1 protein-coding gene is annotated in these 1,698 nt (G+C 61.8%); it reads left to right on the forward strand.

Features of this window, described 5'->3' with window-relative positions; all coding sequences use genetic code 11:
- Positions 1-327: 327 nt before the first annotated feature.
- Entirely contained in the window at positions 328-1,524 is a 1,197-nt protein-coding gene (kynU, locus tag WBB85_RS05435; protein WP_432637612.1) for a kynureninase, read from the forward strand.
- The last annotated feature ends 174 nt before the right edge of the window (positions 1,525-1,698 follow it).

A 1,698-nucleotide genomic window follows, 5' to 3' on the forward strand; every position in this document is an offset into this window, starting at 1 on the left:
GGATCGAGCCGACCACATCATTGAAGTCGAGACGCGTCGGAAACGCACGCCCGAACACACCGCCTATCGCAGCAAAACCGGCCAGCCAGACCGGCGGGAAATCAACGTCTTTTGCCATCTGTTGGCGTCCATATCCCCGAATTCCGACGGACCCTATGATTGCGCCGCCGCTGTGACAAGACCATAGGCCGATCCTTTCCATTCTGACGTGACATCATCGCCTGAAGTGGCTGTGCGGCCATAGCGGCACAGCCACGTGCTGGAAAATACTTTAAGTTCGAAATAAAATCCGATACCAAATTCGAACAGCTCACACCGGAGGTTCCGATGGCAACCGACTTCACCAGAACCCGCGCGATGTTTCACCTGCCCGACGGCGTGATCTATCTCGACGGCAACTCGCTCGGCCCGCTTCCCATGGCCGCCGCCGAACGGGTACAGAGCTGTATCGAGGGTGAATGGGGCGAGATGCTGATCACCGCCTGGAACCGGGCGGGCTGGATGAACAAGCCGCGCGCGCTCGGCGACCGGATCGGTCGGCTGATCGGGGCGGAACCGGGAAGTGTCGTGCTGGGCGACACCCTGTCGATCAAGGTCTATCAGGCGCTCGCCTCGGCGCTGGATTTGCGCCCCGACCGCAAGGTGATCCTCTCAGATACCGGCAACTTTCCCTCGGACCTTTACATGGCCGAGGGTCTGACCCGGACATTGGGCGAAGGCTATGCCTTGTGCACTGTCGCCCCCGAGGCGGTCGAGGACGCGATAACCCCGGACATCGCCGTGCTGATGCTGACCGAGGTCGACTACCGCACAGGCCGCAAACACGACATGAAACGGCTGATCGAAAAGGCCCATGCCGCGGGTGCGCTTGTGGTCTGGGATCTGGCCCATTCGGCAGGGGCGATCGAGGTCGATCTTGCCGGAGCGGATGCCGATTTCGCCGTCGGCTGCACCTACAAATACCTCAATTCCGGCCCGGGCGGCCCCGCCTTCATCTATGTCGCCCCCCGGCTGGCCGAAAATGTGCAGCCCGCGTTGTCGGGCTGGCTGGGGCACGACGCCCCCTTTGCCTTCGACCTCGACTACCGCCCCGGCGCAGGGATCGAGAGGATGCGGGTGGGCACACCGCCGGTCTTGCAACTCGCGGCCCTTGAAGCCTCACTTGACATCTGGGACCGGGTCGCGATGGCCGATATCCGCGCCCGCTCCATCGAATTGAGCGAGGCCTTCATCAAGGGGGTGGAGGCAGCCTGCCCGGCCCTCACGCTCGCCTCTCCGCGCGACCCTTTGCAGCGCGGCAGTCAGGTGAGTTTCGCCCATGCCCAAGGTTATGCAATCATGCAGGCGCTGATTGCACGCGGCGTCATCGGCGACTTTCGCGCACCCGATATCCTGCGGTTCGGCTTCACGCCGCTCTATACGACAATGGAGGATGTCAGCGGCGCCGTCGCGATCCTGAAAGAGATCATGGATAACGCCCTGTGGGACCGACCAGAGTACAAGACCCGCGCCAGGGTCACCTGAACCGAAACACAGCCCCGGGCGCGACCAAGATCTTTCAAAAATCTTGGAAAAATCTTTGAAAGATTTTTGCCCCTGCCGAACGCATCGGCATTTACCGGAGACGACGATGACGCGTTCCTACGATCCCGGCACCGAAGGCGCGAAGATGTCCTTCGATGACGCCATGTCCTATGG

The organism is Albidovulum sp. (assembly GCF_049646345.1).
GTDB lineage: Bacteria > Pseudomonadota > Alphaproteobacteria > Rhodobacterales > Rhodobacteraceae > Albidovulum.